Here is a 25,426-nt window from a genome sequence, read left to right as displayed (position 1 = left end):
GCAGGACAACGACTTAGATTCTGCGACGGAAGTGCGTAGCAGTGACTTTCGTTCCGCACCGGAAAAGTTTGCAGGCGTTTTCGCCGGCCGACATGACGCGCGTAAGGCTCAGAAGCGGCGGTAGATGCGCCCCACCACGGAGACGGTGAGCGAGTCGCGCACCTCGCCCTGGACGGCGTGCAGGGTGCGGTTGGCGAAGGGGGAGAGGAGGCCGCGGGAGTTGAATGCCACGGTGTCGGAGGAGTTCATCTCCAGGCAGAGGGGGTGGGCGTCGGCGGCGTCGGCGCGCACGGTCTTCACCACGCCGCCCGCGGGGCCGTGCACGGCGACGGTCCAGCCGTGGCCGCTGAAGCGGGCGGCGCAGCGCGGGTCGGGGGTGAAGCGCAGCACGGCGCCGTGGCCGGAGCGCACGGCCAGCATGCGCGTGTAGTGGAGGTCGGCGGCCACGCGGTTGAGGGCGCCGCGCACCCGCTCGCGCCGCACGAAGCCGCGCAGCGAGGGCGCGGCGAGCCCGGCGGCGATGGCCAGCACCAGCAGCACCAGCAGCAGCTCGACCAGCGAGAACCCGCGTCGGTCTCCCATCCCGTCCTCTCCCCCGCCGCCCGCGCGGCACTCCGTACGTGGAACGCGAACGCCAGGTCACGAAACAGGCGTCCATAGCGTGCGGTCCAGAGTGTGCGTTTTGCGGGGCGGTGGAGCAAGAGGGTGAAATGACCGGGTGGGAGGCGGGGCAGAGGCCCGGGGGCAGAGGTGGGGGGAGAGGCGGCTGAAGCCGCGGCAACCACGGCAGAAAGCCTCGCCGGGCGGAGCCGGTGCAGGGCCGGGCTCCGTGCGCGCGAGGCTTCAACGGCGAACAGCAACGTCCAGCAATAACCCGCTCCTCGCCTGAACCGTCCTGATGCGACAGCTTACATGCGCGCGATCAGTGCTGGTGGGGCAGGCATCCGCTGCTCCGAACCTCCAGCGGTCCAGGGGCGGTGCTGGATCAGCACACTCCGACAGTTCGGCAATCGTCGCACGACTCACAACTGAGGTAGCAAGTATCGTCCATCGTGCACATCGCGTCCCACGAGCAATCCACCATATTCGTGGGGCCGCAGTTGTCGCACGTGTCGCCGGCCGTGCACCCCCAGGGGTCTGCCTGCATCGAGGCGTACCCGCAGTTCGGCAGGCACTGTGTCTGGTAATTCGTGCCGCAATCGGTCTCAGCCATCGTAACGCATCCGTCATTCCCGCACGCAGTCCATGCGTCTGTGTATCGCCCGTGCACGGTGCCGATCCCGGATGAAGCCCGGTCGGCGATCGTATCGAACGATTCGATCTTCAGGTCGTCGATGTCCAGCTTCAGTTTCTTCATGATCTGCTCTCTTGGGGAAGGGGGATGCTACCGGCATCTCGCGTGAGCCCGGCGCAAGACCACGAGCCAAGCTCCCACCGACCAACCCGCCCGGCACCATTCACATACGGTCCGCTCCACCTCCGGGTCGACACCGCGGGCATCGCCAAGCGTGCGAACTCGTTCGCCAACAAGGAAATCTGGCGGAGCTCCGATGGACCGCGCGCCACGCTTCCGCATTCTAAGGCGCAACAGGGTCGCAACACAAGCGCTGTGGTGTTTCAGTCCGCGGTGAAGCGATCACCGGCGGAGATTTATAGCAGTTACATGAGGGATGCGCGCCCGGAGGGCCGGGACCCGGGCGCGCCGGGGGTTTGGCGCGACCGGGGCCCGGCGCCGTTGGGCAGCGTGGTTTGCTGCCCTACGGCGCGCGCAGCCCGGCCCGGAGCGCAGCGGAGGGACATGCCCAAAACCGAAGTGCGTTGGTGCGTGAGTGCGGAAGTGCGCAACTGCTTCGGCCCCGACGCACTAACGCACTAACGCACTCTACTCCAGGCCGTAGTCCTGGATCTTGTAGGAGAGGGCGCGCACGGAGAGGTCGAGCAGCTCGGCGGCCTTCGTCCGGTTGCCGCCGGAGCGCTCCAGGGCGCGGGCGATCAGCGTGCGCTCGAGCGCGGGGAGGCGGCGCTTGACGGAGAGGTCGCCCTCGTCGTCGCGCACCTCGAACAGGTGCTTGCCCGTGCGCACGTGCGGGGGGAGGTGGTCTTCGCCGAGCTGGCCGCCGGAGAGGACCAGCGCCCGCTCGATCACGTTCTCCAGCTCGCGCACGTTGCCCGGCCACGAGTACGCGGCCAGCACCGGCACCAGCGCCCGCGGCAGCCCCGGCGCGTCGAGCTTGAGCCGGCCGGCGTGCTTCTTCAGGAAGTGCTCGGCCAGGAGCGGGATGTCTTCCGGGCGGGTGCGCAGCGGCGGGATGTGGATCTGCACCACGTTGATGCGATAGAAGAGGTCGTCACGGAAGCGGCCGGCCTTGACCTCCTCGACCAGGTCGCGCGCGGTGGCGGCCAGCACCCGCACGTCCACCGGCCGCTCGCCGCTGCCGCCCACGCGCCGGATGCTGCGCTCCTGCAGCGCGCGCAGGAGCTTGACCTGCAGCGGCATGGGGAGCTCGCCGATCTCGTCCAGGAAGAGCGTGCCGCCGTCGGCCTCCTCGAACACCCCCTCTCGCGCGCGGTCGGCCCCGGTGAAGGCGCCCTTCTCGTGGCCGAACAGCTCGCTCTCCAGCAGGTTCTCGGGGATGGCGCCGCAGTTGAGCGCCACGAACGCCTTCTCCCGTCTCGGGGATGCGCTGTGGATGGCGCGGGCGATGGCCTCCTTGCCGCTCCCGCTCTCGCCGGTGACCAGCACGGTGCTGGGGAACGGCGCCACGCGGGCGGCCAGGTCGAGCACCTCGCGCATGGCGGCCGAGGCGCCCACCACCCGCTCGAAGCCCTGCACCTCGCCCACTTCCTTCCGGAGCCGCGCCACCTCGCGCCGGAGCTGCTCGCGCTCCTCGGCCTTGCGCAGCGTGAGCAGCACCTCGTCGGCGTTGAACGGCTTGGAGATGTAGTCGTAGGCGCCGCGCCGCATGGCCTCGACGGCGGTGTCGAGGGTGCCGTAGGCGCTCATCATGATCACCAGCGCGCCGCCGCCGGCTTCCTGGTAGCGCTCCAGGAACTCCAGCCCGCCCATGCGGGGCATGCGGATGTCGCAGAGGACCAGGTCGGGCGGCTCGGCGGCCGCGGCGCGCAGCCCCGACTCGCCGTCCTCGGCCACGGCCACCTGGTACCCCTCGTCGCGCAGGATCAGGAGCAGGGTGTGGCGCAGCCCGGCTTCGTCGTCGATGACCAGGACCCGGCGGTCGCTCACGTGTCGTTAGCGTGCGTGGGGAGGATGAGGGTGAAGACGGCGCCGCCGCCCTCGGCGGAGGAGGCCTCGATGCGGCCGCAGAAGTCTGCCACCGTGCTGGCGACGATGGCAAGACCCAGCCCCGTCCCCTCGCCCGGCGCGCGGGTGGTGAAGAAGGGGTCGAAGACGGCGTCGATCTGGTCGGGGGGGATGCCGGGCCCGGTGTCGGCGACGACGACGCGGACCACCTCGGTCCCCGGCTCGATCGGGCTCTCGCGGGCCGAGGTGTAGCGCGGCCGGCGCAGGTGCGCGTAGCTGACCCCCGGCGGGTCGGAGGCGCGCCGGGTGGGGAACGGCCGGTCGGGCCGGTACGCTTCGGCGCGCGAGGAGACGGTGATCTTCCCCGGCCCGCCCATGGCGGCGCGCGAGTTGTCGAAGAGGTTGACGAAGATCTGGTCCAGGAGGTGGGAGTCGGCCAGCACGGGGGGGAGCGGGTCGGTCAGCAGCAGCTTCATCTCGATCCCCTCCAGCTTCCCCTGCTGGCGGAAGAGCTCGGCCACGCGGCGCACGGACTCGTTCACGTCCACGGGCTCGCGGTGGGCCGGGGCGGGGCGCGAGTAGTCGAGGAGGCGGCGCACGATGGCGTCGATGCGCCGGGCCTCGCGCTCGAGCCCCTCCATCAGCTCGGGGTCGGTGCCGCGCCGGCGCAGCACGGAGGCGTAGCCCAGCAGCGCCCCCAGGGGGTTGCCCACCTCGTGGGCCACGCCGGCGGCCAGGCGGCCGATGGAGGCCATCTTCTCGGCCTGCACCAGGTCGCGCTGGGTGGAGAGGAGGAGCCGGTTGGTGCGGTCGAGCGACTCGACGTTCTCGGCCAGGAGCCGCTGGTTGGTGAGGAGCTGGTCGGTCATGCGGTTGAGCGCCGAGGCCAGGGCGGCCATCTCGCGCGACTCGCCTTCGGCGGCGCGGCGGGCGTAGTCGCCGTCGGCGATGGCCTCGGCGGCGGTGACCACCTCGCCCAGGGGCCGCATCACCATGCGGTCGATCAGGTAGCGGCCGAGCAGGGCGAAGACGGCCACGTCCACCGCCATGAGCCCCAGCAGCACCCAGGCCGAGTCGGAGTGGGCGAGCCGGAGCACGGTGGCGGTGGTGAACGCCAGCAGGAGGGCGGCGACGGCCAGGAAGGAGAGGTTGAAGAGGAGCTCGCTACGCAAAGAGCCCCGGCGCCGGCCGGGGCTCTCGGTCGCGCCCGGGATCTCCCGGGCGTCGGACGCCCGCCGCCGGGGGTGCTCAGACTCCAACGGGCTCCTCCCGGCGCTCGGTGGTATCACGGGTGAGCGGCCTCTTGCGGGGGGCACGGAACGCCTGCTTCTCGATGTGGTGCCAGAGGCGGTCGACCACGCTCCCGGTGGGCCCGTCCCACCGGAGCCGACCCTCGGCCTGGACCTGTTCCATGGCCCTGCGCAGCGCGTGCTTGCTCACCGGCTTCCTCATGGTACCTCCGCTGGGTGAAATGGACCTCTCCCCCGCCGGACGGGGGACACCCACGTGACCGGGCCCCGCACTTCATAGAGTAATATAGGCGGGGGGCGTCGCGCGAGAGGTTCGGGAGGGGTACGGGAGGGAGTGGGTACGGGGTACGAGGTACGAGGTACGAAAGTACGAGAGTACGGAAGTACGGGGGTCGGCCGGACAGGAGGACGATTCCAGCGGAGAGGCTCATGGATCCCCACCGTGCAAGGTCTCGTCGTCAGGCTGACGCCGCTTCTCCTCGTACTTTCCCTCCGGCTCGCGGCGGCTCCTCCCGGGGATGTAGATCCGCCGCTTTTCGCGTGGTCCCGGGACATTCCCATATAGCACCTCGTAGATCGCGAAGGCGAGCGCGCAAAGGATGAAAATGAACCCGGGAGACGGGCTGGACAGGAGGACGATTCCAAGGGAGATGCTCACGGATCACCACGTTTGAAGGTTTGTCATCAGACTGATACCGCTTCATGAACGCAGGGGCCGACGGGATTCCGCGAGATCGCCGGCGGGACCAGCCGCCCCCACTCTCTCTCCGTACCCCATACCCCATACCTCGTACTTTCGTACTTCCCTACCCCTCCGCCGACCGCCCGCGCGGAACGCCCGGCTGGCCCTGGTTCAGGACCAGCAGCTTCTGCCAGACCTTCCCCGAGAGGCCGGTGCAGAGGGTCTCCACCTCGTCCACCGCGCCCAGCACCACCGGGTCGTCGAAGTTCTGGGCGTAGAGGGCGGCCAGCTTGCTGTCGAGCGCCAGCATCTCGGCGCAGTAGTCCAGGTAGCGCGACAGCTCGTAGCGCGTGAGCGTCCGCCGCGGCGAGGAGGGGGTGTCGTGCCCCTTCTGCACCAGCGTGTCGGGGTCCTTGGTGAGCTGGTGCATGTCGACGATGTGCGCCAGCGCCCGCAGCTCGCGCAGGAAGCCCAGCGCCCGCCGCCGCTTGATCCGCTGCTCCACCGTCACCAGGAAGAAGACGGCGGCGCCCATCAGCACCAGCTCGTTGAGCCCCGCCTCGACGCCCTGCAGGAACTCCGACCACCCCTGGTCGCCCCCGCGCGGCACCAGGATGGCCACCGCGGCGAAGACGGCGACCAGCAGCAGCACCAGCAGCCACCCGGCCACGCGCAGCCACACCACCGGCCGCTTCACCCACTCCACGCGCGCCACCGTGACGTTGGCGATGCGCAGCAGCTCCCCGGCCACGCGCCCCAGCCCGCTCCCCGGGAAGCGCTCCTCGATGCGGCCGCGCAGCGCGTGCACGGTCTCGATGATCCGCTCCGGGTCCAGGCGGGGGTCGGGGCCGGCCGGCGGCTGGAGCGCGCCGGACGCTCTCGCGCGGAGCAGCATGCGTCTCGGTTCAGGAGGGAGAGGGAGGACGTCGGACGACGGGTGCGGCCGGACAACATTACGCCGCCGGGCGCGGGGACGCAAAGGCGGACCCCGGAGACGGTCGAGACGCACGTCGGCCTCCCGCGGGCTCCGGCCGCCCGTCCGCCCCGCGGGCTCCTGCGGCGAGCGGCCTGTCCGGGGAGGAGCACGGATTTCGCTGCCGGGCCGCGTCCCCGGTCCTCACGACGGAGGCGGATGATGGACCGTGACGTCCAATCTCCCGAAGGCCTACCGCCGCTCGCGCTTAATTTTCTAAAGATACAGAGTCGTGGCTGTTGACAAACTTACCTTGCACGGCTACTCTGCCTGCCGATCCCCCGGCGATCCCGAACCCCCCACACGAGAGAGCCATGACCGCTGCAGGGGCCGTCTCCGTGCAGGCCGGCATCCTCGCGCTGGCCGCCCCCGCCGAGCTCAGCGGGGCGGACACCGCGTGGCTGCTGGTCTCCACCGCGCTGGTGCTGCTGATGACACCCGCGCTGGGCTTCTTCTACGGCGGCCTGGTGCGCTCCAAGAACGCCCTCAACACGCTGATGATGAGCTTCGCCTCGCTGGGGGTGGTGGGCGTGCTGTGGGCGCTGCTCGGGTTCTCGCTGGCGTTCGCGCCGGGGGGAGCGCTGGTGGGCGGGCTGGACCACGCCTTCCTGCGCGGCGTGGGGCTGGAGGGCGGAAGCTGGGGCGCCACCCCGCACCTGCTGTTCATGGCGTACCAGGGCACCTTCGCCATCATCACCGCGGCGCTCATCTCCGGCGCGGTGGTCGAGCGGATGCGCTTCCCGGCGTACCTGCTCTTCATCGCACTCTGGAGCCTGCTGGTGTACGCCCCCGTGGCGCACTGGGTGTGGGGGAAGGGGTGGCTGGGCGACCTGGGCGCGCTGGACTTCGCGGGGGGGACGGTGGTGCACGTGAACGCCGGCGCCGCGGCCGTGGTGGCGGCGCTGGTGGTGGGCAACCGCAAGGACTACGGGCGCCTGGCGCTCCTCCCCCACGACGCCACCTACGTGCTGCTGGGCGCGGGGCTCCTCTGGTTCGGCTGGTTCGGCTTCAATGCCGGCAGCGCGCTGGCGGCCAGCGCCACCGCGGCGCTCGCCTTCGTCAACACGCTGCTGGCGCCGGCGGCCACGCTGGTCGTGTGGATGCTGCTGGACTCGCTGCGGCTCGGGAAGGCCACCGCCGTGGGCGCGGCCACGGGGATCGTGGTGGGGCTGGTGGCGGTCACCCCCGCGGCCGGGTTCGTGGGGCCGATGGGCGCGCTGGCGCTGGGGACGGTGGCCGCCTTCCCCAGCTACTTCGCCCTCCTGCACCGCTCGCGCACCCGGCTCGACGACTCGCTCGACGTCTTCGCCGCGCACGGCACGGGGGGCATCGTGGGCGCGCTGCTCACCGGCGTCTTCGCGCGCGCCGCGTGGGGCGGCACCGACGGGCTCCTCGCCGGCAACGCGGCGCTCCTGGGCAAGCAGGCCCTGGCCGTGCTGGCGGCGGGCGGCTACAGCGCGGCGGCCACCTTCGCCATCCTGAAGCTGGTGGCGCTGCTCACGCCGCTGCGGCGCACCACGCGCGAGGAGGGGATCGGGCTGGACGTGGTGCAGCACGGCGAGGAGGCGTACGCCCGCGGCGAGGGCGCGGTGCTGGTGCCGCCCGACGCCGTGCTCCCCCTGCGCCTGGAGGCGGCGGCGCCGCTGCCGATCACCCTGGAGCCCGCACCGGAGGGAGCATGAAGCTGATCGTCGCCATCATCCGCCCCGAGAAGCTGGGCGAGACCCTGGAGGCGCTGTACCGCGCCGAGGTGCGCGGGCTCACCGTCTCCGCCGTGCGGGGCCACGGCGGCGAGATGGAGCGCGTGGAGACCTACCGCGGGATGACGGTGAAGATGGAGCTGCAGGACAAGGTGCGCCTGGAGATCGGCGTCTCGGAGCCGTTCGTGGAGCCCACCGTCCGCGCCATCCTGGCCAGCGCCCGCACCGGCGAGGTGGGCGACGGCAAGATCTTCGTCCTCCCCGTCGAGAAGGTCTACCGCATCCGCACCGGCGAGGAGGACGTCGCCGCCGTCACCCCCCAGCCGGTGGAGCTGGACGAGCTGCTGGGGTAGGCGGTCGGCGGTGGAAAGGACCGCGCGGCGCGACGCCGCCGACACCTGAACGATCATCTGCAGGTGAGGTGATCCTCCAGGAATAGGCTCACACAAGTGAACGGGGTCAGCGGAGAACACCAGGGGTTCTCTGCTGACTTCGTTTCTTTCCGTCTGATACCGGATTTCAGGGACCAAGGTGCAATCCGGTTCTCTCACGAACCACGTCATTCCGAGCGGCGCCGCGCGACCGATCCGGCTTTCACGCCTGAGCTGGGCGGCGCCCGAGGAATCTACTCACCCCGCCCGGATGCCGGCTCCGCGCATCGATTGGGCCTCTTGCCGGCCGCGGGTAGATTCCTCGGGAGCCCGGCCGACTTCCGGTGGCGAGCGCGAGCTCGGCGCATCGGGCTCCACTCGGAATGACAGCTTCCCGGTGCACAGCGAATCCGGAAACGGGACGCGACGTCGGCACGGAGAGCTCGACCCGTTCGAAGCCCGGCAAGACGACGTGGACCCTTCGTACGCACGCGGGGAAGCCGGGCGGTCCTCTGCTGCTTCTTTTCGCGTGGCAGTGGATCACCCGCGCTCTTCAGGCCGGCTTTCCAGGCGGGTGAAGGTGAACAGCTCGTTGCCGACCAGGACCAGGCTGCGCCCCCCGTCGTCGAGCCGGTAGAGCCGGTAGTTCGGCGGCTCTTCCACCATCAGGAGGCGACCTTTCAGGCAGGCCTTCTCGTCGCTCACGCGGCCCGGGGCGTCGGCGGGAGCGCTGAGCACGGTGGTCCGGAACCGGAAGCCGTCGTCGCCCGCGCGGGCGACGTCCACCCGGATCCGGTCCTTCGGCGCGTCGAGCTGCCAGCTGCCGACGAACATCTCGCGCTCCTGGGTGCCGAGCGGACGGCGCCGCACCTCTTCGGCCGACAGGGCGTCGAGGATCCGCCGGTCCTCGGCGCGGGCCTCGTCGACGCCGGCGAAGCGGCGATAGTCCGCCGGCACCGAGAAGGTCTCCGGCGGCGGGGCGTCGGACGACAGCTCGACCACCGTCTCCCGCCTGACCGCGTCGAGGGTGTCGGAGTACGGGATCTCCTCGGTCTGCAGGACGAGCCCCGGCACCCCCTCCAGGCGAAGGACCGCGCCGGTGGGGTCGTTCACCGCGACCTCGTCGGTGTACCAGACGTACAGGTGGCGCCCGCCCTGGTACTCCGCCTTGCGGCAGCGCAGCCCGGCGATGGTCGCCGTCTCGCCGGTGGGCGCGAGGTGCGGCGGCGGCCCGTTCGCGGGAAGCCCGATCGGATGCTCCACGCAGAAGCCGAAGTGGGGGAAATCCTTGCAGTAGGTGAGCGTGTCGCTCCCCGCCACCCGCAGCTCGAAGCTGCGGCTCCGCACCCCGTAGTCGGCGTTGATCTCCTCGCTGCGCGCGCGGCGGCCGTCGAAATGGACCACCCGCGACCCTGGGGCGTTCCGGCGCCGGATCTCGGCGCGCAGCTCGTCCGAGAAGAGGTCGGCGCCCCCGCCACGGTAAGCCGGGTTGGCGACGAACTCGATCCGGTAGCGGATCGTGCCCGCGGTGAGCTGGCGTGGAGCCGGTCCGGCGACGGGCGGAGCGGTCATCGGACGCGGTCCATCCGGATCGCGACCAGGCGCGGCCGCTCCGGCTGCAGGTTCTGGTCGATCCACTCCTGGTTGAGGACCATCCCGTCGAAGTCCTTCCAGATGCGCTCGTCCTTCTCGCACGAGTAGCCGCGGCAGACCTGCGGCCGGTCGTGGTAGACGCCGCAGCCGCAGTCCGCGCCGAGGTGGACGCACCGGCCGGTGGCGTCCTTGCGGGCGAAGTACGGCTTGCCCAGCTCCCACCTGATCTTGCCGCCCTCGATCTCCGGCGCCGAGAGCGGAAAGCTCAGCCGGCAGCAGACGGCCCGGCAGACGTGCATCCGCGCCGCGCAGTCGACCGTGGCCGCGGCGGCGGGCGGATCGGGGTCCACGCGCAGCAGCACTCCCCCCGACAGCGTCTCGCCCGTCTCCTTCAGCTCCTCGGCGGCGCGCGCCGCGCGCGCGCGCAGCTCCTCCTCGGTGACCTGTCCGCCGTCGAGGAGCGCGTCGGCGAGCCCGTAGAGGAACGCCTCGACGCGGTTGATGCGCTCCGCGTGCAGGCTGAGCGCGCTGTGGGTGAACAGCCCGCCCGCCTCGACCTGGCTCTCGAGGTTCGTTGCGTCGCTCATGGGATCGGTAGCTTGATGACCCGGTTGCCGCCGCCGGCGTCCCGGAGGTCGGTGGTCTTGATGTTTCCGCTCTGGCCCGCCTGCGGGCCGGTGTTGATGGTGACTTCGCTGTATACCTCGTTGTTGTGGATCGTGGCGCCCGTCACCTGCACCTCGGTGCCCCTGGCCACGGTGAAGGCGACGGAGTAGGCCGCGTCGTAGACGTCGGTGGGATCCGCTCTCGTCTTGATCGTGCCGGCGGTGCGGGTGGTGTTCCACTGCCTCGCCGCGGCGCGGAACTTCCGGCTCGGTTTCCCCTTCGATACCAGGGTCAGCGGCAGCTTGCTGTACGTGCCCGTGCCGTCGACGCTCCACCCCCAGGAGACCGAGCCCATGTACGTGCCGCTCTGCGCTCCCTCCACCGCCAGCGCGGCCGTCTCGAACGTCTGTCCCGAGTCGTTGCCGCGGCCGGGCCGCTGCGCCGTGTCCTTCAGGATCGCCGTCTGGTGCTGCAGCGTACCCGAAGCATCCGTGTAGTTCCACCCGTGCTGCCCCCAGCCGGCCACCGTGGGCGTGTCGCGCAGCTTGTCCTTCGCGCCCGGGACGCCCGCCGCGTAGAGCGGATTGCCGTACGCTCCCGAGGTGCTTCGATCGATGTACCAGCCCTTCCCGGCCCCGCTCGGAGCCATGCGCTTGGTGATCGTCGGATGGATGGCGGCGTCCACGCCTCCGAGCTTCGAGCTGAGGGCCTGGGTGAGGCCGATCTTCTTGGCGTCCACCTTGGTGCGGTCCGGGTCGAACGTCAGCTCGATGTCGACCCCGTACTCGCTCCCGGCGGGGCCGACGGCGTCGTACTTCGTGGTGTCGAACTCCCCGAAGTCGGTCGCGATCGGCGCGCGCTGCACCACCCGCCGCTGCACTGCGAGCGCCCGCGACCCCGCCGGCGCCATCCGGTCCAGCAGCCCCTCGGCCGAGCGGCCGCCGGCCACCAGGTCGGCCACCGCGTCGGCGTGCCGCTCGTAAGGGTCGCCCGCCCGGCCCACGCCCCCCGCCAGCTGCACCCCGGCGCGCTGCTGCACCACGTGCGCCGCCTCGTGCGCCGCCGTGCGCAGGTCCGGCGCGCCGGCGAAGGCCACCTGGTCGCCGGTCGCGTAGGCGCGCGCGCCGATGGCCCGCGCGGCGGCCGCCGCGCGCGAGCCCTGGTGCGCGCGGACGTGGCCGACGTCATGGCGCCCGAACGAGCGCTGGATTGCGGCGAGATAAGGGAGCGGCCCCCCGCCGCCCGCGATGCCCTGCTCCGCCGCCTCGCGCACCGCCGGGCCGTCGTCGTGGACTGCGGCCCGGCCGGGCCCGGCGGGAGGCGCCGCGGCCCCGGCCAGCCCCCAGGCGAGCCGTTCGAGGTAGCGCGCCCCGGGGGTGCGCTGCCCGGCCAGGGCGTGATCCGCGTGGAGAGGAGGCCCCGCGGATGGAGCGGAAGAGCGGGCGGGACTCGACGAGTCGCGCGGTCCGGGCTGATTCTGCTTCTGCGTGAAGACGCGCATCCTCCCCTCTCCCCCTGTTCAGGTGCGGCTTCCCCTTCGACCCGACGCTCGAGACTCTCGCCGGCCGCTCACGGGATGGGGAGCTTGATGACGGGCGTTCCCCCCGTCTCCTTCATGTCGTTGACCTTGATCCGCCCGGTGCTCCCTGTCTTGGACCCGCTCTTGATCGTGACCTCGTCGTAGGTGACGTCCTTGTGAATCCAGAACCCCGAGGTCACCTGGACCTCGGTGTCCTTGGCGACGGTGAAGGCGACCGAGAAGCTGGCGTCGTAGACGTTGGTGGGGTCGGCCGTCGTCTTGACCGTGCCCCCGACGGAGGTCGTGTTCCACTGCTTGGCCGCCGCGATGAACCCGGCACTGGGATCTCCCTTCGACTTGAGGGTCAGCGGCTGCTTGGTGTACTTGCCCGCGCCGTCGACGCTCCAGCCCCACGACACCGAGCCCATGTAGGTGCCGCTCTGGGTCCCTTCCACCGCCAGCGCCGCGGTCTCGAAGGTCTGCCCCGCGTCGTTGCCGCGGCCGGGCAGCGTCGGTTTGTCGATGAGCTTGGCGATCTCGTGCTGGAGCTTGCCCGCGGTATCCTTGTAGTTCCACCCATGCTGTCCCCAGCCGGGCACCGTCGGTGTGTCGCCCAGCTTGTCCTTCGCGCCCGGGACGCCTGTCGCGTAGAGCGGGTTGCCGTACTTTCCGAGGGCTATGCGGTCGATCCGCGAACCTTCGCCGGCGCCGCTCGCAACCTGCCTGTTGTGGTGGACGGGGAAGCCGGCCGTGGCCTTCCCGGCAAGCTGGCTGCGAACGCTCTGGGTGAGGCCGATCTTCTTGGCGTCCACCTTGGTGCGGTCCGGGTCGAACGTCAGCACGATGTCGACCCCGTACTCGCTGCCGGCGGGGCCGACGGCGTCGTACTTGGTCGTGTCGAACTCCCCGAAGTCGGTCGGGATCGGCGCGCGCTGCACCACCCGCCGCTGCACCGCGAGCGCCCGCGACCCCGCCGGCGCCATCCGGTCCAGCAGCCCCTCGGCCGAGCGGCCGCCGGCCACCAGGTCGGCCACCGCGTCGGCGTGCCGCTCGTAGGGGTCGCCCGCCCGGCCGACACCCTCCGCCGGCTGCACCCCGGCGCGCTGCTGCACCACGTGCGCCGCCTCGTGCGCCGCCGTGCGCAGGTCCGGCGCGCCCGCGAAGGCCACGTGGTCGCCGGTCGCGTAGGCGCGCGCGCCGATGGCCCGCGCGGCGGCCGCCGCGCGCGAGCCCTGGTGCGCGCGGACGTGGCCCACCTCGTGGCGCCCGAACGAGCGCTGGATCGCGGCGAGGTGAGGAAGCGGCCCCCCGCCGCCCGCGATGCCGTGCTCCGCCGCCTCGCGCACCGCCGGGCCGTCGTCGTGGACCGGGGCCCGGCCGGGCCCGGCGGGGGGCGCGGCGGCCCCGGCCAACCCCCAGGCGAGCCGTTCGAGGTAGCGCGGAGACGTTCGCCCTCCCGTTTGGTCCCCAGAGGTGCGCTGGAAGGCCGGGAGATGATCCGCGTGGAGAGGAGGCTCCGCGGATGGGGCGGAAGAGCGCGCGGGACTCGACGAGTCGCGCCGGCGGGGCTGATTCTGCTTCTGCGCGAAGGCTCGCATGGGATCCCCCGGACAGTGCTGCCGAGCTCGACTGCGACAAACGATCGACGACTGCACCTCGAGCTTCCGGCGCGCCCCCAATCGCCCCGATCCATCCTACTCGGTGCCGGTCGGCGAGTCAACCTTGCACGATCGGGCGGGACTGCCGGCACAACCCCGGCTGCGCCTTGTGTTTACCGGGGCCGGCACGGGGCTCGCCCGGGGCGGATCCACGGCTGCGAAGTCCCCTGAACTGCCTCGCGTGCGAGGCAGGGGCTTCGCCTTCATGGCATCCGCGCTCAGAACTGCGGGATGGAGAGCTGGACGCTGAACTTGGGGTCCAGCGGGTGCTCGGCGGGGTCCACCAGCACGCGGACGCTGAAGAACGAGAACGCCAGCCCCACCCCCGCGTTCTGGATCCAGCGCGGCACGTCACCGCCCACCCAGGCGGCGCCGGTGGCGTAGAGCACCTCGAGCGCGGGCACGCCCAGGTACGGCAGCTCGACCTGGTGGAAGGGGACGGCGTAGAGCGATTCGATGAACGCCAGGTGGTCGCCGCGGAAGTGGCCCACGTCGAGCGTGGGGAGCGTCCCCCCGCCGCCCAGGATGCCGTAGCGCTGCGGCGGCGCGCTGTCGGCGGCGAAGGGCACCATCCCGCGGAAGTACAGCGCCACCCGGTGCGTGCGGAACGCCGTGGTCTGGTAGCGCCCCTCGATGACCACCTGCGCGAACTCGGCGTCGGAGGGGCCGGGGACGGCGTACTCCAGCTGCACGTCGCCGCGGAAGCCCGAGATGCGCCCCTGCCAGCGCAGCTCCGCCCCGGCGACCGCCGACACGATCGTCCCCTCCAGCACCGGCGGGTTGGGCCGGTCCTTCTGCTCGCTCTCGGTGAGGCTCCACACGTCGTGCGCCGCGAGCGAGCGGGCCCGCTCCCACTGCACCCCCACGCGCGGCCCCAGCCAGCTCTCCCCCGCGATCAGCGGCTTGCCCACGGGGCGCGTGAGGAAGAGGCTGGCGCGGTCGGCGTCGTAGTAGTCGCGGTAGTCCTTCCCCGTGGTGGCGACGGAGATGGAGTTCGACAGGTCGCCGCGCAGCCACAGGTCGTTGGTGCGCGTGGCGCGCGAGCCCTCGGCCACCAGGTGCAGGTTCTCGGTCCCCAGCGGCAGGTCCACCCGCAGGCCGCCGCCCACCGGGTCGGGGTTCTCGCGCCGGTACGACACCCACGCGTCCACCCGCGGGCCGCTGTCGTTCCGGGTGGGGAGCACCCGCGCGCCGAGTGAGACCGTGACCCCGTTCACGCGGTCGTAGCTCGGCAGCGGCCGGGGGAAGAAGGTGAGCAGCCTCCGGGGCGGCGGCGGGGTGATCTGCACGTCCAGCGCGCCCGGCGTGTCGACCACGCCCGAGTCGCGCTCGACGGCCACCCGCGTCTGCGGCCGCGTGTAGAGCACCTCGCCGGTGGTGGCCAGCGCCGAGGTGTAGACCTCGCCGCCCACCACGGCGATGTCGCCGCCGATGCGGGCGCGCGGGCGGATGAACAGCTCTCCGCCGAGCACCGCCACCGCGCCCTCGACCGCGCCCTCCAGCCGCACCTCGGCGTCGTAGATCACCAGGTCGCCGGGGGCGCGGAAGGTGGCGGGGAGCACGGTGTCGCGGTCGATGCGGAGATAGTTGCCGCGGGCCAGGACCTGGCGCACCAGCTCGGCCGCGGGCGAGTGGTCGTCGCCCGAGACGCGCACGTCCTGCGCGGCGAGCGGCGCCGCGGCCGCCGCCGCCAGGAGGAGGAGCGCGGGGAGCCAGCGCCGGCGAAGCGTCATCGGAGCTCCAGGAAGTTGCGGAGGATGTCCCTGCCCGCCTCGCTGGCGATCGACTCGGGGTGGAACTGCACGCCCCACACGGGGTGCTCGCGGTGCCGCACGGCCTGGATCTCGTCCTCCCACCCGGGCTCGTCGGTGCGCGCGACCACCTCCAGCTCCGGGGGGAGGGTGGAGGGCTCGATCACCAGCGAGTGGTAGCGCGCCACCGTGAGCGGCGACGGCACCCCGGCGAAGATCCCCTCGCCCGTGTGGCGGATCGGCGACGTCTTGCCGTGCATCACCCGGCGGGCGCGCACCACCTCGGCGCCGTACGCCGCGCCGATCGACTGGTGGCCCAGGCACACGCCCAGGATCGGCGTGGTGGGCCCCAGCCGGCGGACGACGTCGACCGAGACCCCCGCCTCGCCCGGCGTGCACGGCCCCGGCGAGATCACGATCTTCTCCGGCGCCATCCGCTCGATCTCGTCCACGCCGAGCTCGTCGTTCCGCCGCACCTCCATCCCCGCCCCGAGCTCCCCCAGGTACTGGACGAGGTTGAACGTGAACGAATCGTAGTTATCGATAACCAGGATCATGACTTACCTGTTGTCACCCTATACTGTGTCGGCCGCCGCCTCCGGTTCGTCCGAGGCGGTCCGCGGAAGCGGCGGCACGAGCCGGTCCAGTTTGTCCGCGAGCCCGGGAAGGTCGTCGCGGAGCGCGCCCCAGAGCAGGTCCACGTCGATATTCGGCCGGGAGATCCACTCTTCCCTCGGGGCGAGCCGCTCCCACGGGACCTCGGGATGAGCGGCGCGGAAGGATGGAGACACCTTGCCCGCGAACCGTCCCAGCTTCACGAGCACGTAGCACAGCGCGTCCTGAAGCACCTCGTCCGCCTCCAGCTGCTCCCGGGTCGCTTCCCCCGCGAGCTTCCAGGCGTCCCGCGCGTGGGCCCGCATCTCGTACAGGTACGCCGGGTCGCGGTCCTCCGGACGCAGCGGCGACCGGTCTCCACTCAGGACGTGGTGGCGGATGAACGGATTCTGGAGGAGCTCTCTCTGGACGAGGTCCACCTTGCGGCCCAATAGCCCGAGATCTCCTCCTCCATCTCCACCCGGTCGAACAGCGAGTGCTTCGCGTCGGGCTCGAAGGTCACCAGCACGTCGACGTCGCTGTCCGGGCGGAAGTCCTCCCGCAGCACCGAGCCGAACGGCGTGAACTCGCGGATCTTCCACTTCCGGCAGAATTCCTCGATGCGGTCACGCGGAAGCTCGATCTTCATCCGTGGCAGTCGTTCGGGTTCCACGGAGGGCGGGGGAGTCGCCGCGGAGAATTTGCGCTGATGTACCGTGTTTGCGGAAGGCCTTCGCTCGCTCGCTCGCGCACTCACGCACTTCAGTTCACTTCGCCCGCGGGTGGAAGCTCCGGTGCTCCTGGGCCAGGAAGGTGCGGTCGACGTGGGTGTAGATCTGCGTGGTGGAGATGTCGGCGTGGCCCAGCATCTCCTGCACCGCCGCCAGGTCGGCGCCGCCCTCCAGCAGGTGCGTGGCGAAGGAGTGCCGGAGCGTGTGCGGCGTCACCTTCTTCTCGATCCCCGCCGCCTCCACGTGCTGCCGCAGGATCTTCCACACCCCCATGCGCGTGAGCGGCCCCCCGCGCGCGTTCAGGAACACCCGCCCGTCGCCCTTCCCGCGGTCCAGCGCGGGGCGCGTCTCGCGCAGGTAGATCGAGAGCGCGCCCACCGCCCGCCGGCCCAGCGGCACCAGCCGCTCCTTCGCCCCCTTGCCGAAGACGCTGACGAACTCCTCGTCCAGGTGCAGGTGGCGGACCTTGAGCCCGATCAGCTCCGAGACGCGCACCCCGCTCCCGTAGGCGAACTCCAGCATGGCCCTGTCGCGCCAGGCCAGCGGGTGCAGCAGGTCGGGCGCGTCCATCAGCGCCTCGATCTCGGGCACCGTGAGCACGTCGGGGAGCCGCTTCCACGCCCTGGGCGTGTCGAGCCGCCCGCTGGGGTCGGCCGCCACCTCGCCTTCGCCCAGCAGGAAGCGGAAGTAGGTGCGCACCGCCGACAGGTTGCGGGCGATGGACACCGGCGCCAGCCCCAGCTCCTTGAGCGTGAACAGGTAGCCGCGCAGGTCGGCCGTGGTCAGCTCGCCTGGCGCGGCGCGGCCCAGGTCGCGCGCGTACTTCGCCAGCCGCACCACGTCGTTGCGGTAGGCGGCCAGCGTGTTGGCCGAGAGGCCGAGCTCGAAGCGCAGGTGGTCCAGGAACGGCTCCACCAGGAAGCGGCGCGCCGTCCGGTCCTCGTCCTGGGGCTGGGGGTCGGGCCGGGTCACGTCCGGTCGGGGGGAGGGTCGCCGCTGGCGTGGTCCGGGTCCGGGTGCTCCTCGTGCCGCGTCTTCCACCACCACCAGGCCACGGCCGCCATCAGCGCGCCGGCCGCGACCGCCAGCCAGCGGCCCGACGCGTCCACCGTGTCGCGGATCGCCTCCCAGTTGGCGCCGGCCGTGGCGCCCAGGTACACCAGCATCGCGTACCAGAGCCCCGACGCCAGCAGGATCGGGACGGCGGTGCGCACGGGGCCGATCCCGCTGGTCCCGGCGAACACCGGCACCACCGCGCGGAAGCCGGGGAGGTAGCGGCTGGCGAAGATCACCTTGAGCCCGTGCCTCTGGTAGAACGCCGACAGCCGCGCCATCTGCCCGGGGCGCAGGATCAGCCGCCCCAGCCGGCCCTGGAAGAAGCCGAGCCCGTAGCGCCGGCCGATCCAGTAGGTGAACATGGCGCTGGCCGAGTTGGCGAGCCACACGATCAGGAAGGCCGTCAGCGGGTGGCCCACCCCCTGCCCCGTCAGGAAGCCGCCGAAGAGGGCGATCACGTCGGCCGGCACGGGCGGGAAGATGTTCTCCAGCGCCGCGAAGACGCCGACCACCAGGTAGACGAGCGCGGGCGGGAGCCCCTGCATCCACTGCAGCAGCGAGTCGATCAGCCCTCCCACCCGTCCTCCTCGTATCCGGTGAACCAAAGCCGTCCTGGACGGCAACTGCGAACTGCGGTTTTGGGCGTGTCCCTCCGCTGCGCTCCGGGCCGGGCTGCGCGCGCCGGGCGCGCATCCCTCACGCGGGGCTTCGTCGCGGCGACCGGTGTCGTGGGGGCGAGCCTGCGAGTCCGTGCAGAGGTGGTCCGTGCACAGGTCCCCGCCTCCTGCGCGGGGGCCGGCCTCCGCCGGTCGAGGCAGGCCTCGCCCCTGCGAAACCACCCGTTCCGCACCCGTAAAGTCCACCCTCTCCCGAAGTTGGGAGAGGGTTGCCGCTCTAAGGCGGCGGGTGAGGGCCCCGCCGTCGTGCGACTGCCCGCCTTCAGGGGTGGATCCCTCCCCTCACGCCCCCGTGTCGCGCCGGTGGCGCGCGTGGACCGCGTCGATCCCCTCCAGGGAGTCGATCAGCGCCACGGCGAAGCAGGCCAGCCCCTCGCCGCGCCCGATCCAGCCGAGCCCCTCGTTCGACTTCCCCTTGATGGAGATGTGCCCCGGCGAGATCCCCAGCACCTGCGAGAGGCGCTCCTGCATGGCGGCCACGTGCGGACCCACCTTCGGCGCCTCGGTGACCACCGTCACGTCCACGTTGACCACCTGGTAGTTGCGGCCCTCCAGCAGCCGCACGACACGCGCCAGGAGCTGCATCGAATCGGCGTCCCTCCACTGCTCGTCGGTGGGCGGAAAGTGCCGGCCGATGTCGCCCAGCCCCGCCGCGCCCAGCAGCGCGTCGGTGACGGCGTGGGCCACGGCGTCGGCGTCGGAGTGCCCCTCCAGCCCCCGCTCCGCCGGGATCTCCACGCCGCCCAGCACGAGCCTGCGCCCCGCGGCGAAGCGGTGGGAATCGTACCCGTGGCCGATGCGCATCTGGTGTGGGCGGTGGGAGTCGCGGGTGGAGCGGCCGGGGCCGGCGAAGGAATCCGCGCGAAGTCCGCCTTCATGCAGACCCGCACGGCCGATCTCACGGATCGATGCCGCTCGCCGGAAATCGCACGACAGAATAGCGGCGGCGCGGCGGGGGCAGCAACGGCGCCGGGACGGAGGCGGCAACGCTCGTGAAACAAATGTGTCCCAGAGGTGGGGGGACACCTTGCGCCACTTCGCCGGAACGTCTATTTTTCCCAGCATCTTAGGGCGTTGCCCCGACGTCTCCGGCACCAGGCCTTCCGGTGCCGCGCGCGTCCGGGCCCGCGCGGCTTCGCCGCCAGCCCGGCTTTCTCCGGCATCACCCCGTTCGGCAGGCCACACCGCGGTCCACACCACCTGAAAGCTCGTTCCGGCACCCGGCCCCACCTCGTGCTCTCCGGCAGCCCACGGCTGCCTTTCCATCTTTCCCTGCGGGGCGCCCGCCGCCCCAGGAGGAATCCCTCTCCCATGCGCAGAGCCGTCCTTTACGCCGCCGCCGTACTCGCCCTGTGGGGGTGCTCGGGAGACGGTCCCGGCGACGCCCCCACTCCGACCACGGTGAACGTCACGCCGCCCTCGTTCACGCTGGACGCCATTGGCGCCACCCGGGTGGTGAAGGCCGCGGTGCTCGACCAGAAGGGGCGTCCTATGACGAACGCCAGCCTCAGCTGGTCGTCGGGCTCCGCCGCCGCCACCGTGACCTCGCTCGGCGGCGACAGCGCCCTGGTGACCGCCGCGGCCGGCGGCGACGCGCAGGTCACCGCCCGGGCGGGCTCGGCCGAGGGCAGCACCACGGTGCAGGTGTCGCAGACGGTGGCCGGCATCCAGGTCGTGGCCGGCAACGGGCAGACCGCGACGGTGGGCACCCCGGTGGCGATCCAGCCCCGCGTGCGGGTGTTCGACCGCCTGGGCGGCGCGGTGGCGGGGCGGCAGGTGACCTTCACGGTGTTCTCGGGCGGCGGCTCGGTGTCGCCGGCCACGGTGACCACGGGCGCCGACGGGACCGCGGCGGCCGCCTGGACGATGGGGACCGACGCCAGCGCGCTGCAGCAGGTGGTCGCCAGCGTGGCGGGGAACAGCGCCGCCCAGGCGCAGTTCAGCGCCACCGCGGTGGCCGGCCCGCCCGCCGGCGCCACCATCTTCGCCGGCAACAACCAGACGGGGGCGGCCGGCGCGGCGGTGCCGACCCGCCCCTCGGTGCGCGTGGTCGACGCGTTCGGCAACCCGGTGGCGGGCGCCACGGTGACCTTCACGGTGACCACGGGCGGCGGCAGCGTGACCGCGGCCACCGTCAGCACCGGCCCCGACGGGGTGGCCACGGTGGGGAGCTGGACGCTGGGCGCCACCCCCGGCGCCAACACGCTCACGGTGACCTTCCCCGGCACCGCGATCGGCGCCCTGGCGTTCGCGGCCACCGGCCTGCCGCCGGTGAGCGGCACCGCCACCGCGGCGGCGGGGACCAACCAGGCCGGCATGGCGGGCACGGCCGTGCCCGTCCGCCCCGCGCTGCTGGTGCGCGACGGCGGCGGCAACCCGGTCGCCGGCCTCACGGTCACCTTCACCGTCACCGGGGGCGGCGGGAGCGTCACCGGCGCGACGGCCACCACCGACGCGAGCGGCGTGGCCACCGTCGGCTCGTGGACGCTCGGCACGCTGGCGGGGCCGAACCTGCTGAGCGCCAGCGTGACCGCCGCGGGCGTCACCCCCAACCCGGTGGTGTTCACCGCGGTGGGGTGCTCGGGCGGCGGCGGGGCCGGCTACGCCATCACGCTGTGCATCACCACCCCGCTCACCCCGTCGCAGCGGGCCACCTTCGAGAACGCCGCCGCGCGCTGGGCCACCGTCATCACCGGCGACCTGCCGAACGCGACCGCGAACGTCGCGGCCGGCACGTGCGGCCCCTCGCCCAGCCTCAACCTGGACATCGACGACCTGCTCATCTTCGCCGGGATCCAGGACATCGACGGGCCCGGCGCGGTGCTGGGCTCGGCCGGGTGGTGCTTCCGCCGCTCGGGCGGCCTGCCGGTGATCGGCCTCATGCGCTTCGACGCGGCGGACATGGACCGCCTGGAGTCGGGGGGCCAGTTCGGGTCGGTCATCCTCCACGAGATGGGGCACGTGCTGGGGATCAGCTCGTCGCTCTGGACCCCGCTGGGCCTGCTGCAGAACCCGTCCGGCAGCGCCCCGTCGGACACCTACTTCAGCGGCCCGCAGGCGATCGCCGGGTTCGACGCCATCGGCGGCTCGACGTACACCGGCGGGCAGAAGGTGCCGGTGGAGAACACCGGCGGCGCGGGAACGGCCAACTCGCACTGGCGCGAGTCGGTGCTCGCGAACGAGCTGATGACCGGCTTCCTCAACTCGGGCGTGGCCAACCCGATGAGCCAGCTCACGGTGCGCTCGCTGGCGGACCTGGGGTACAGCGTGAACGTGGCCGCGGCGGAGCCGTTCTCGCTCACGCTGTCGGTCCGCGCCAACCGCGAGGGCACTTCGGGCGGGCTGCTCCTGCTCAACGACGAGTACACGGGCCCGCGGTACTCGCTGGACCGCCGCGGCCGCATCACCCGGCTCACCCGGCTCCGCTGACGGGCCCGGGATGAAGCGGGCTCTGGCGACGCGGCGGCTCGGCGGCCTCGCCTTCGTGGCCGTGCTCCCGCTGGTGGCGTGGGGCGCGGCCACCTGCCGGCCCTCCGCCGCGGCGGCGCCCCCCTGCGACCCCGTGGAGGGCCCGCTCGCCGCCGGCGCGAGCGCCGAGGCGCTGGCGGGCGAGTTCCGGCTCACGCTGGCGGCCACCCGGGGCGCGCGCGCCGGGAGCTCGGTGTCGGGGCGGCTGCGCCTGCAGCCGTTCGGCGGCGATGCCGCGGCGGCGCCCGCGGCGCCGGGGGCGCGCTACCCGCTGTACGGGAGCGCACGGCTGGAGCTGGACAGCGTGGGGGCGGTGGCGCCGGGCGACCTCGCGTCCGCCGCGCCGGCCCGCCCGGGGGTGCTCGTGGTGGAGTGGCGGCGCGGCGGCGCCGAGGGCCAGCGGGAGATCACGCTGCGCTTCGGCGCCGACGCGAACGGGGGCGGGCCGCAGCGCTTCGACGGGGCGCACCTGGCGCTCTCGGTGGCCGCGCTCTCGGAGCGGGGCTTCGCCGGGCGGTGGGAGAGCGGCGTGGAAGCCCAGGGGGTCGGCGGGCACTTCTGCGCCGAGCGGATCGCATCGACGGACTGACCCGGGTCCGCCTGGATCGGCTGAATGTCTCACGCAGAGCAGCAGAGTCAGCAGAGGACACCAAACTCCTCTGCCGAATCTGCTGCTTTCGTGCATGATGCTGGATCGCGAACAGATTTGAGTCACACAGAGGCACGGAGACACAGAGAAAACCGGGCGATCCCTGCAGTTCTCTGTGTCTCCGTGTCTCTGTGTGAGGCTTTTTCAGATCTTCCCATCACCGGCACACTAGAACGGAGAAGCAGAAGTCGCTCTGCCTCTCCGTTTTTCGTGTGCGTCGGGCACGCCCGTGGTCGTAGCGCGCGCTACAGCGCCCCGAGCAGGCCGACGACGGCGAGCAGCGCGGCGGGGACGGCGGTGGCGGCGCGCAGCAGCGTTCCCGCGCGGCCCCCGTTCTCGGCGGGGACGTGCACCTGGTCGCCGGCGCGCAGGCTCATCTGGTCCAGGGTGAAGCCCTGCGCCAGCGCGTCGCGCATGGCCTTCCCCTCCCAGATGCGGCGGTCGCCCCGCTCCACGCGCGCGGCGGCCAGCCTGGCGGTGGGGAGCGGCCCCCCGGCGGCCATCAGCACGTCGGAGATCAGCGACCCGGCGGGGACGGTGAAGTAGCCGGGGGTGCGCACCTGCCCCGTCACCGCGATGCGCACCAGCGGCCGGGCACGCACCACCGGCTCGCGGATGTAGCGGGCCAGGTGGGCGCGCACGTGCTGCTGCAGCTCGGAGCGCAGCACGCCCGCCAGCGGCACGTCGCCCACCGTGGGAAGCTCCAGCACGGGGCCGGGCGCCACGGTGAAGGTGTCGGTGAGCTGCGTCTCGCCCTCCACCTCCAGCGCCACCTGGTCGCCCGGGTGGAAGTCGCCGCCCTGCAGGCGGGCGCGGATCAGCTCGGCCTCGCCGCGGGCGTGCTCGCGCTCCTCGGCCGCCGTGGAGGGCGCGGCGGCCGCCGCCTCGAAGCGAGCCAGCAGGGCCTGCAGCTCGGCGCGGGTGGGCTGCAGCCGCGACCCTTCCTGCGCGCGCGCGGGAACGGCGGCCAGGCCGAGGGCGAGCGCCCCCGCCAGCAGGCCGCCGCGGAGCAGGGCCACCCGGGACGCGGAAAGAGCGTGCATGGTTCGCCTCGTTGGGCAGGCGTGGAGAAGTAGGGTCAGGCGGGCCCGGGGTGCGGCCGGCGGGCGGCCAGCAGCGGCCCGGCCACCCCCAGCCCGGCGCGCTCCAGGCGCATCAGGGTGTCGAGCAGGCTGGGCGGCTCGCCGGCGAAGCCCGCCATGCGGCCGCAGCGCTCGCACACCAGCGCGCGCAGCCGCCCCGGGGGAACGGCCTGGGAGCCGGGGCCGGGGTGGCGCCGGATCTCGGGCGGGAGCTCGCGGCACGCGGAACAGAGCATCGGCACACCTCCGTGCGGGTCGCCGTCTCCGCAGGGAAAGATCGGTGCCGCGCGGGAAGCGCCGTCCGGCGAGCCCGCGAGGCACCCGCCCTGTTGCGGGGCCGCCACAGCCGACGCGCCCGGCGGCGCGCGGGTGATGCGCCCCGGCCACTCCGCCGCCGGCGCGCCCGCGGCGATCCCCGCCGCGCGGGCGCCCTTGCCGCACGTCGCGGTCGCCCGCCCGTAATGCATGAGGTTTGCGGAAGGCCCGTCCATCTCACCCCCGGTCCGGCCACCCTTCACCGCCCTTCCCGTGACCCTGGACCCAGGCGCCGTCTTCCCGCCCGCCGCCGACCCCGGACGCCTCGTTCCCCCGCGCCGCCCGCCGCTGGTGCTGATCGCCGACGACCAGGAGTGGACGGCGCGCGCCTTCGAGAGCGTGCTGGCGCCGGCGGGGTTCGCGGTGCTGCGCTGCGCCTCGGCGTGGGCCGCGCTCGAGCAGGTGCGCACCGTGTCGCCCGACGTGGTGCTGGTGAAGGCCGACCTCCCCGGCCTGGGCGGCGCGGCGCTCTGCCGCCTGCTGCGCGAGGAGGCGCGGGTGGGGGGCGCCACCCCCGTGTTCGTCACCGCCGCGGCGCCGCAGCGGCGCGACGAGCGGCTGGAGGCGCTGCGGGCCGGCGCGTGGGACGTGCTGACGCTGCCGCTGGACGCCGAGGAGCTGCTCCTGAAGCTGGGAGTGATGGTGCAGGCCAAGCTGGAGGCCGACCGCGCCCGCGAGGAGGGGCTGCTGGACCTCTCCACCGGGCTCTACAGCGTGCACGGCCTGCTGCGGCGGGTGCGCGAGATGGGGCTGGAGGCGGTGCGCCACCCCGCCCTCCTGGCGTGCGCGGTGCTGGCGCCCGACGAGGCCCATGGCGAGGAGCGCGCGCCGGCGCCGGGCGATGACGCCCTCACCCGGCAGATGGTGCGCCTGATGACGCGCTCGGGGCGCAGGAGCGACGTGGTGGGCCGCATCAGCCAGACCGAGTTCGCGGTGCTCGCCCCGCAGACGGACCCGCGGGGGGTGCTGCTCCTGGCGCGGCGCCTGGTGCACGACGCCGCCGCGCTGGAGGGCGAGGGCGAGGAGGGCGGCGTGGGGCCGCGCTTCGGGATCCGGGTGGGGTGCTTCGCGGTGGACGACTTCTCCGACGCGGCGCTGGAGCCGGTGGAGCTGCTGGTGCGGGCCACCATGGCGCTGCGCCGCGCCCAGCGCGACGCCGCGGCGGCGCCGGTGTGCTTCTTCGACCAGGCGGTGTCGATGAGCTGAGGGTGCGTGAGTGCGAAAGTGCGAAGTGCGAAGTGCGAAGTGCGAAGTGCGAAAGTACGTAAACGCTTTCCCGATCCCCTGCCCGATGTCATCCTGAGGCCCGGCCACACGGCGCCAGCATACGCCCGGGTGATCGCAGGGCTGAAGGATCTTCTCACCTCGCCAGGTGGGCCGGGCGCGGCAGCGACACGGATCTCCCCTCGCTCATCACCCGTTGTCCATCCCGAACCCAGCATCAGCAAGCGAGCGGGGGCGGCGCCCGAGTGCCGCCCCCCCCGGGTTT

24 protein-coding genes are annotated in these 25,426 nt (G+C 72.7%); 5 read left to right on the top strand and 19 right to left on the bottom strand.

The window, feature by feature from the left end; translation table 11 throughout:
• Positions 1 to 108: 108 nt before the first annotated feature.
• The 6 genes from VF746_01210 to VF746_01185 all read right to left on the bottom strand — a co-directional run bounded on the left by VF746_01210 (position 109) and on the right by VF746_01185 (position 6,089).
• On the bottom strand, positions 109 to 582 hold the full coding sequence (locus VF746_01210) for a GspH/FimT family pseudopilin (GenBank protein ID HEX8691030.1): 474 nt from the start codon (positions 580 to 582) through the stop codon (positions 109 to 111).
• A 403-nt stretch (positions 583 to 985) separates the two neighbouring features.
• Positions 986 to 1,357 (bottom strand): hypothetical protein, encoded by a 372-nt coding sequence (locus VF746_01205; GenBank protein HEX8691029.1) that lies wholly within the window; start codon positions 1,355 to 1,357, stop codon positions 986 to 988.
• A 525-nt stretch (positions 1,358 to 1,882) separates the two neighbouring features.
• A complete protein-coding gene (locus VF746_01200; protein HEX8691028.1) occupies positions 1,883 to 3,244 on the bottom strand; it encodes a sigma-54 dependent transcriptional regulator in 1,362 nt (453 codons plus the stop codon).
• Entirely contained in the window at positions 3,241 to 4,521 is a 1,281-nt protein-coding gene (locus VF746_01195; GenBank protein ID HEX8691027.1) for an ATP-binding protein, read from the bottom strand. Before VF746_01195 ends, VF746_01200 begins: the two co-directional genes overlap by 4 nt.
• Positions 4,511 to 4,714, bottom strand: a complete 204-nt coding sequence (locus VF746_01190; protein HEX8691026.1) for a hypothetical protein — start codon at positions 4,712 to 4,714, stop codon at positions 4,511 to 4,513. The genes VF746_01195 and VF746_01190 overlap by 11 nt, the downstream gene beginning before the upstream one ends.
• 604 nt (positions 4,715 to 5,318) lie before the next feature.
• Positions 5,319 to 6,089, bottom strand: coding sequence for a hypothetical protein (locus VF746_01185; protein ID HEX8691025.1), 771 nt, complete (start codon positions 6,087 to 6,089; stop codon positions 5,319 to 5,321).
• A gap of 392 nt (positions 6,090 to 6,481) precedes the next feature.
• On the opposite strand from VF746_01185, the gene VF746_01180 reads away from it, so the two are divergent.
• Both VF746_01180 and VF746_01175 read left to right on the top strand, forming a co-directional pair.
• Positions 6,482 to 7,849 (top strand): ammonium transporter, encoded by a 1,368-nt coding sequence (locus VF746_01180; GenBank protein ID HEX8691024.1) that lies wholly within the window; start codon positions 6,482 to 6,484, stop codon positions 7,847 to 7,849.
• Positions 7,846 to 8,220: a P-II family nitrogen regulator gene (locus VF746_01175; GenBank protein ID HEX8691023.1), complete on the top strand. Its 375-nt coding sequence runs from the start codon at positions 7,846 to 7,848 to the stop codon at positions 8,218 to 8,220. The genes VF746_01180 and VF746_01175 overlap by 4 nt, the downstream gene beginning before the upstream one ends.
• Positions 8,221 to 8,778: 558 nt before the next feature.
• On the opposite strand, the gene VF746_01170 is transcribed toward VF746_01175, so the two are convergent.
• From VF746_01170 to ispF, 11 genes are all read right to left on the bottom strand, one after another.
• Positions 8,779 to 9,810, bottom strand: coding sequence for a hypothetical protein (locus VF746_01170; protein HEX8691022.1), 1,032 nt, complete (start codon positions 9,808 to 9,810; stop codon positions 8,779 to 8,781).
• Positions 9,807 to 10,418 (bottom strand): YkgJ family cysteine cluster protein, encoded by a 612-nt coding sequence (locus VF746_01165; GenBank protein HEX8691021.1) that lies wholly within the window; start codon positions 10,416 to 10,418, stop codon positions 9,807 to 9,809. The genes VF746_01170 and VF746_01165 overlap by 4 nt, the downstream gene beginning before the upstream one ends.
• Positions 10,415 to 11,938, bottom strand: coding sequence for a DUF4157 domain-containing protein (locus VF746_01160; protein ID HEX8691020.1), 1,524 nt, complete (start codon positions 11,936 to 11,938; stop codon positions 10,415 to 10,417). Before VF746_01160 ends, VF746_01165 begins: the two co-directional genes overlap by 4 nt.
• A gap of 68 nt (positions 11,939 to 12,006) precedes the next feature.
• Positions 12,007 to 13,368 (bottom strand): DUF4157 domain-containing protein, encoded by a 1,362-nt coding sequence (locus VF746_01155; protein HEX8691019.1) that lies wholly within the window; start codon positions 13,366 to 13,368, stop codon positions 12,007 to 12,009.
• Positions 13,369 to 13,832: 464 nt separating this feature from the next.
• Positions 13,833 to 15,347, bottom strand: coding sequence for a hypothetical protein (locus tag VF746_01150; protein ID HEX8691018.1), 1,515 nt, complete (start codon positions 15,345 to 15,347; stop codon positions 13,833 to 13,835).
• Positions 15,344 to 15,922: an aminodeoxychorismate/anthranilate synthase component II gene (locus VF746_01145; protein ID HEX8691017.1), complete on the bottom strand. Its 579-nt coding sequence runs from the start codon at positions 15,920 to 15,922 to the stop codon at positions 15,344 to 15,346. Before VF746_01145 ends, VF746_01150 begins: the two co-directional genes overlap by 4 nt.
• 18 nt (positions 15,923 to 15,940) lie before the next feature.
• On the bottom strand, positions 15,941 to 16,399 hold the full coding sequence (locus VF746_01140) for a hypothetical protein (protein HEX8691016.1): 459 nt from the start codon (positions 16,397 to 16,399) through the stop codon (positions 15,941 to 15,943).
• Positions 16,342 to 16,608, bottom strand: coding sequence for a nucleotidyltransferase domain-containing protein (locus tag VF746_01135; GenBank protein HEX8691015.1), 267 nt, complete (start codon positions 16,606 to 16,608; stop codon positions 16,342 to 16,344). Before VF746_01135 ends, VF746_01140 begins: the two co-directional genes overlap by 58 nt.
• A 118-nt stretch (positions 16,609 to 16,726) precedes the next feature.
• Positions 16,727 to 17,662: a site-specific tyrosine recombinase XerD gene (gene xerD / locus VF746_01130; protein ID HEX8691014.1), complete on the bottom strand. Its 936-nt coding sequence runs from the start codon at positions 17,660 to 17,662 to the stop codon at positions 16,727 to 16,729.
• Positions 17,659 to 18,324: a DedA family protein gene (locus VF746_01125; protein HEX8691013.1), complete on the bottom strand. Its 666-nt coding sequence runs from the start codon at positions 18,322 to 18,324 to the stop codon at positions 17,659 to 17,661. The genes xerD and VF746_01125 overlap by 4 nt, the downstream gene beginning before the upstream one ends.
• Positions 18,325 to 18,705: 381 nt before the next feature.
• The gene (gene ispF / locus VF746_01120) at positions 18,706 to 19,227 is read right to left on the bottom strand and encodes a 2-C-methyl-D-erythritol 2,4-cyclodiphosphate synthase (GenBank protein HEX8691012.1); all 522 of its coding nucleotides are present in this window, start codon (positions 19,225 to 19,227) and stop codon (positions 18,706 to 18,708) included.
• 507 nt (positions 19,228 to 19,734) lie between these two features.
• Between ispF and VF746_01115 the strand changes: the two genes are divergently transcribed.
• Both VF746_01115 and VF746_01110 read left to right on the top strand, forming a co-directional pair.
• Positions 19,735 to 21,852, top strand: a complete 2,118-nt coding sequence (locus tag VF746_01115; protein HEX8691011.1) for an Ig-like domain-containing protein — start codon at positions 19,735 to 19,737, stop codon at positions 21,850 to 21,852.
• A gap of 10 nt (positions 21,853 to 21,862) precedes the next feature.
• Positions 21,863 to 22,480, top strand: coding sequence for a hypothetical protein (locus VF746_01110; GenBank protein ID HEX8691010.1), 618 nt, complete (start codon positions 21,863 to 21,865; stop codon positions 22,478 to 22,480).
• A gap of 305 nt (positions 22,481 to 22,785) precedes the next feature.
• On the opposite strand, the gene VF746_01105 is transcribed toward VF746_01110, so the two are convergent.
• Entirely contained in the window at positions 22,786 to 23,583 is a 798-nt protein-coding gene (locus VF746_01105) for a polysaccharide biosynthesis/export family protein (protein ID HEX8691009.1), read from the bottom strand.
• 35 nt (positions 23,584 to 23,618) lie between these two features.
• The gene (locus VF746_01100; protein HEX8691008.1) at positions 23,619 to 23,858 is read right to left on the bottom strand and encodes a hypothetical protein; all 240 of its coding nucleotides are present in this window, start codon (positions 23,856 to 23,858) and stop codon (positions 23,619 to 23,621) included.
• 292 nt (positions 23,859 to 24,150) lie between these two features.
• Between VF746_01100 and VF746_01095 the strand changes: the two genes are divergently transcribed.
• Positions 24,151 to 25,143: a response regulator gene (locus tag VF746_01095; GenBank protein HEX8691007.1), complete on the top strand. Its 993-nt coding sequence runs from the start codon at positions 24,151 to 24,153 to the stop codon at positions 25,141 to 25,143.
• Positions 25,144 to 25,426 lie beyond the last annotated feature (283 nt).

This window comes from Longimicrobium sp. (assembly GCA_036389795.1).
GTDB lineage: Bacteria > Gemmatimonadota > Gemmatimonadetes > Longimicrobiales > Longimicrobiaceae > Longimicrobium.
This window is presented reverse-complemented; position numbering and strand designations above follow the sequence as displayed.